Genomic DNA, 4,821 nt, shown 5'->3' on the forward strand with positions numbered 1-4,821 from the left:
GCAATTTCCAGGTCGAACAGGATGAAAAGAATGGCGACCAGGTAATAGCGCACGTCAAATTTCATGCGCGCGTCCTCGAACGCCTCGAAGCCGCATTCGTAGGGAGAGAGTTTTTCGCTGTCAGGGCGATGCGGCGCCAGCAGGCCACCTGCAATGATGGGACCGACACCGAAAGCCAGCCCGACCAGAATGAACAGCAGAATGGGGAGATAGTTCTCCAGCACCGTGGTCCTCCGACTATGCCCGAGTGCGAGCTGTTGAGTGATTATGACCGCAGTGTATTAGCGCCACGCGCACACTGTCAAGCTGAAAAACTACCGATTTCCCCTGATTAATCAAAAGCTTATCAAATAGCAACGGCTGATGAATCAATCAGGAAATTTGATGGTGCCGACGGCGAGACTCGAACTCGCACGACCAAGGTCACTACCCCCTCAAGATAGCGTGTCTACCAATTCCACCACGTCGGCCAAAGGGCATGCGCCCAGATTTGTACTGCTGATTTACTGCGGGATGGCCCCCGCTTTCGAGCCGGCATTCTGATCCGCTGCCGGTGCAGCCGGCTGCGTCGCCGGTGCCGGCACCGCCGTCCGATCCAGCACGCTGGCCGGCTTATGCTGCTGCAGCCCGAAATAGGCCAGGCCCAGGCTGGTCAGAAAGAACAGGGTCGCCACAACGGCCGTGCTGCGGCTCAGAAAATTGGCCGAACCGCTGGCGCCGAACAGACTGCCGGCAGACCCGCTGCCGAATGCGGCGCCCATGTCCGCGCCTTTGCCATGCTGCAGCAACACCAGCGCAATGACGGCAAGCGCTACGATGACATGAACGATCCAGACCAGTGTTTCCATAAATTTTGATTCTTACTTGGCGGCCGCTTGGCAAATCGCGATGAACTCGTCGGCAACCAGAGAAGCACCGCCAATCAGGCCACCGTCGATATCCGGCTGAGCCATCAATTCTGCCGCATTCGCGGCTTTTACGCTACCCCCGTACTGGATTACCAGACCATCCGCCACGCCGGCATCGAGGGCGGCAATCTTGCCGCGAATGAAGGCGTGCACGGCCTGAGCCTGCTCCGGGGTGGCGGTTTTTCCGGTGCCGATCGCCCACACGGGTTCGTAGGCAACCACTGCCCTGGCCAAGGACGCCACGCCAGCAGCCTTGATCACTGCATCGAGCTGGCGTGCGACGACTGCTTCGGTCACGCCCGACTCGCGCTCGGCCAGCGATTCGCCTACGCACAGGATGGGGGTCAGGCCGGCCGCCTGCGCGGCCATGTATTTGCTGGCCACCAGCTCGTCGGTTTCACCATACAGGCTACGCCGCTCGGAATGGCCGACGATCACATAGCGGCAGCCGAAATCGAGCAGCATGGCGGCAGACACTTCACCGGTAAACGCGCCCTTGGCCTGCTCGGATACGTTTTGCGCGCCCCAGGCAATGGATGACCCGGCAAGTGCAGCCTGCGCTTGTGCCAGATACGGGAAAGGAACGCAAACGACCGCCTCGATGCCGGCCAGTGCCGGCTTGAGCGCAGACAGCAACGCGGCATTCTCGGCCAGGTTGCCGTGCATTTTCCAGTTACCGGCTACGAGCTTCTTGCGCATGGGAATCCGCCAAACAAAAGTGCGCGATGGTAAGCGCAACGCGCCCGCAGGTCAACCGCCGGGCGCGTCGCCACGGGGAGAGTAATCAGCCGAACCGGCCGGTAATGTAGTCTTCGGTCTGCTTTTTGCCTGGCCGCATGAAGATGGTGCCGGTTTCGTTGAACTCGACGAGTTCGCCCAGGTACATGAAGGCGGTGTAGTCGGAAATCCGCGCGGCCTGCTGCATGTTGTGGGTGACGATGGCGATGGTGTAATCGTTTTTCAACTCGTTGATGAGTTCCTCGATTTTCGCGGTGGAAATCGGATCCAGTGCCGAGGTCGGCTCGTCCAGCAGCACGATTTCCGGTTTCACCGCAACCGCACGCGCAATGCACAGGCGCTGCTGCTGGCCGCCCGAAAGCGACAGACCGCTTTTCTGCAGCTTGTCTTTCACCTCGCCCCACAGGGCAGCCTTGTTCAGCGCCCATTCGACGCGATCGTCCATTGCGCTTTTGGACATGCGCTCGTACAGACGTACGCCGAACGCGATGTTTTCATAGATCGTCATGGGAAAAGGCGTCGGCTTCTGGAACACCATGCCGATCTTGGCGCGCACCAGATTCACGTCCTGGCTCTTGTCGAGCAGATTTTTGCCATGCACCAGGATCTGGCCTTCGGCGCGCTGCCCCGGGTACAAGTCATACATGCGATTGAAGGTGCGCAACAGGGTCGATTTGCCGCAGCCTGACGGCCCGATGAAAGCCGTTACCTTCTTGTTGACAATGTCCAGGTTGATATTGTTGAGGCCTTTGAAATCACCATAGAAGAAATCCAGGTTGCGTACCTGCATGGCAGCATTTTCGCCGGTTGGCATGGCTTGATCGGGCATCGGAAGGCTCCGGAGAAATTAACGTTTGTCTTTGTTGCGGAAAACGACGCGCACACCGATGTTGACCACCAGCACCAGCAAGGCGATCAGCAGCGCCCCGCCCCAGGCCAGGCCCACCCAATTGTCATACGGGCTCAGCGCGAACTGATAGATCACCACCGGCAGGTTGCCCATGGGTTCCGCCATATTGGTGCTGAAGAACTGGTTGTTCAGCGCAGTGAACAGCAGCGGCGCGGTCTCGCCGGTGATACGCGCCATCGCCAGCAATACGCCTGTCACCACGCCCGACTTGACCGCAGGCAGCGTTACCCTGAGCGAGACCTGCCAGCGCGGCGCGCCCACCGCAAATGCCGCCTCACGCAGGCTGGTCGGCACCAGCTTCAACATGTTTTCGGTGGTGCGCACGACCACCGGAATGGCGATCAGCGCCAGCGCCAGCGACCCGGCCCAGCCGGAAAAACCGCCGGTGGTCGCCACAAAAAGCGCGTAGACGAACAGGCCGATGACGATGGAGGGGGCCGACAGCATGATGTCGGTCATGAAGCGGGTCAGCGAGGCGAACCGCGAAATGCGTCCGAATTCGGCCAGATAGATGCCCGCCAAGATGCCGATCGGCGTCGAGATCAGCATGGAAAACAGCAGGATGAGGCCGCTGCCGACAATGGCATTGCGCAAGCCGCCGCCTTCGGAGCCTGGCGCAGGCGTATCCTGGGTAAACAGATCCCAGCTTAGCGCGGCAAAGCCTTTGGAAAACAAGGTCCACAAAATCCACAGCAGCGCGACCAGTCCCAGGCTCATCGCCACCATGGACAGGGTGATGCCGATGCGGTTGATCCAGATACGGCGGGTGTACAGACTCATCATGACGGCTTTCCTTACAGACCTTCCGAGCCCATGCTGCGGCTGATGAGCCAGCGCGAAATCGCCAGCACGACAAAGGTGATGACGAACAGCACCAGGCCCAGCGCAAACAGGGAGGCGATATGCAGGCCGGGGTCCGCCTCGCCGAATTCGTTGGCCAGCGTGGAAGCAATCGAGGTGCCGGGCGCGAACAAGCTGCCGTTGATGCGGTTGGCGTTGCCGATCACGAAGGTGACGGCCATTGTCTCGCCCAGTGCGCGCCCCAAGCCCAGCATGATGCCGCCGATGACGCCGACGCGCGTGTAGGGCAGCACGACGTTGCGCACCACCTCCCAGGTGGTACAGCCGATGCCGTAGGCCGACTCCTTCAGTACATGCGGCACGGTCTCGAACACATCGCGCATCACCGAAGCGATAAAAGGGATGACCATCAGCGCCAGCACAATGCTGGCAGCGAGAATGCCGACCCCGATGGGGGGCCCGGAGAACCAGCTGCCGATGACCGGAACATCGCCCAGCAGCGCCTGCAACGGCGGCTGGACGTATTCGGCAAACAGGGGGGCGAACACGAACAGCCCCCAGATGCCGTAGACGATGGAAGGAATGCCCGCCAGCAATTCGATCGCGGTGCCCAGCGGGCGGCGCAGCCAGACCGGACAGGTTTCGGTCAGGAACAAGGCGATACCGAAGCTGATCGGCACGGCAATCAGCAGCGCCAGCACGGACGTCACCACCGTGCCGTAAATGGCCGCCAGCGCGCCGTACTGATCGTCAGGCACGCTCCAGATGTTGGTCCAGAGGAAAGCCGGGCCGAATGCCTTGAGGGTGGGCCAGGCTTCGAGGGTAAGCGACACCAGAATACCCACCAGCGCCGCCAGAACGACAAAGGCGAAAAACTGGGTGGAATAATGGAAAATTTTGTCCTGCAGCCGAAATCGTCTGACCTGCTGGGCATGCAGGTCGATTCCGGCGGATGCGCTGGGCTCGCTCACGGTGGGGTGCCTATCGGTTCGATTTTTTATCTGCCAAAGCAGCCGCCGCAAGGCAGCTGCTTTGGCAGAGCGCCGGGAGCAGCGCGCCGCCCCCGGCCAACCATCAAATCAGTCAATCCAGATGCCTTACTTGATGTTCTTCATTTCTGCTTCGACCATCTTCACGACATTGGGCGGCAGCGCCACAAAGCCGAGGTCGGAGGCCATTTTCTGGCCATTGTTCAAGGACCAGGTGAAGAAGTCGACTACACCTTTCTGCTTGACGGCATCGGCGCCTTTTTCATAGGCCAGGATATACGTGGCCGTGGTAATGGGCCAGGCATTCTTGTGCGACTGATCCAGCAGATCGGGCGCCATGCCGCGGACCTTGAAGTTGGCACCCGCCGCCGCGTCGGCCACAGCAGTCTGATCCGGCACGATATAGTTGCCGGAACGGTTCTTCAGCGCAACGAAATCCATCTTGTTCTTCATCGCGTCGGCGATATCCACATAG

At 60.3% G+C, this 4,821-nt stretch carries 6 protein-coding genes, 1 tRNA gene and 1 pseudogene; all 8 read right to left on the reverse strand.

Annotation, left to right across the window (positions count from 1 at the left end):
* A partial coding sequence (gene ndhC, locus BGO62_RS13915; RefSeq protein WP_296643560.1) for an NADH-quinone oxidoreductase subunit A occupies window positions 1-224 on the reverse strand: 224 nt, incomplete at its 3' end.
* 161 nt (window positions 225-385) lie between these two features.
* Window positions 386-470: transfer RNA gene (locus tag BGO62_RS13920), tRNA-Leu, on the reverse strand.
* A 33-nt stretch (window positions 471-503) separates the two neighbouring features.
* A complete protein-coding gene (gene secG / locus BGO62_RS13925) occupies window positions 504-848 on the reverse strand; it encodes a preprotein translocase subunit SecG (RefSeq protein WP_296643562.1) in 345 nt (114 codons plus the stop codon).
* A 12-nt stretch (window positions 849-860) separates the two neighbouring features.
* Window positions 861-1,607, reverse strand: a complete 747-nt coding sequence (gene tpiA, locus BGO62_RS13930; protein WP_296643564.1) for a triose-phosphate isomerase — start codon at window positions 1,605-1,607, stop codon at window positions 861-863.
* 85 nt (window positions 1,608-1,692) lie between these two features.
* The gene (gene pstB, locus BGO62_RS13935; RefSeq protein WP_296643565.1) at window positions 1,693-2,475 is read right to left on the reverse strand and encodes a phosphate ABC transporter ATP-binding protein PstB; all 783 of its coding nucleotides are present in this window, start codon (window positions 2,473-2,475) and stop codon (window positions 1,693-1,695) included.
* An 18-nt stretch (window positions 2,476-2,493) separates the two neighbouring features.
* Window positions 2,494-3,339, reverse strand: a complete 846-nt coding sequence (gene pstA, locus BGO62_RS13940) for a phosphate ABC transporter permease PstA (protein WP_296643567.1) — start codon at window positions 3,337-3,339, stop codon at window positions 2,494-2,496.
* Window positions 3,340-3,350: 11 nt separating this feature from the next.
* On the reverse strand, window positions 3,351-4,328 hold the full coding sequence (gene pstC, locus BGO62_RS13945) for a phosphate ABC transporter permease subunit PstC (protein WP_296643569.1): 978 nt from the start codon (window positions 4,326-4,328) through the stop codon (window positions 3,351-3,353).
* 126 nt (window positions 4,329-4,454) lie between these two features.
* A pseudogene (locus tag BGO62_RS13950) lies at window positions 4,455-4,821 on the reverse strand (phosphate ABC transporter substrate-binding protein PstS); the annotation flags it as partial.

Source organism: Thiobacillus sp. 65-1402 (assembly GCF_001897685.1).
Lineage (GTDB): Bacteria > Pseudomonadota > Gammaproteobacteria > Burkholderiales > Thiobacillaceae > Thiobacillus.

Bases quoted from the DNA above. Each gene is read 5' to 3' on its own strand.
- tpiA (WP_296643564.1), bottom strand. From the start codon at position 1,607: ATGCGCAAGAAGCTCGTAGCCGGTAACTGGAAAATGCACGGCAACCTG.
- pstA (WP_296643567.1), bottom strand. From the start codon at position 3,339: ATGATGAGTCTGTACACCCGCCGTATCTGGATCAACCGCATCGGCATC.
- secG (WP_296643562.1), bottom strand. From the start codon at position 848: ATGGAAACACTGGTCTGGATCGTTCATGTCATCGTAGCGCTTGCCGTC.
- pstB (WP_296643565.1), bottom strand. From the start codon at position 2,475: ATGCCCGATCAAGCCATGCCAACCGGCGAAAATGCTGCCATGCAGGTA.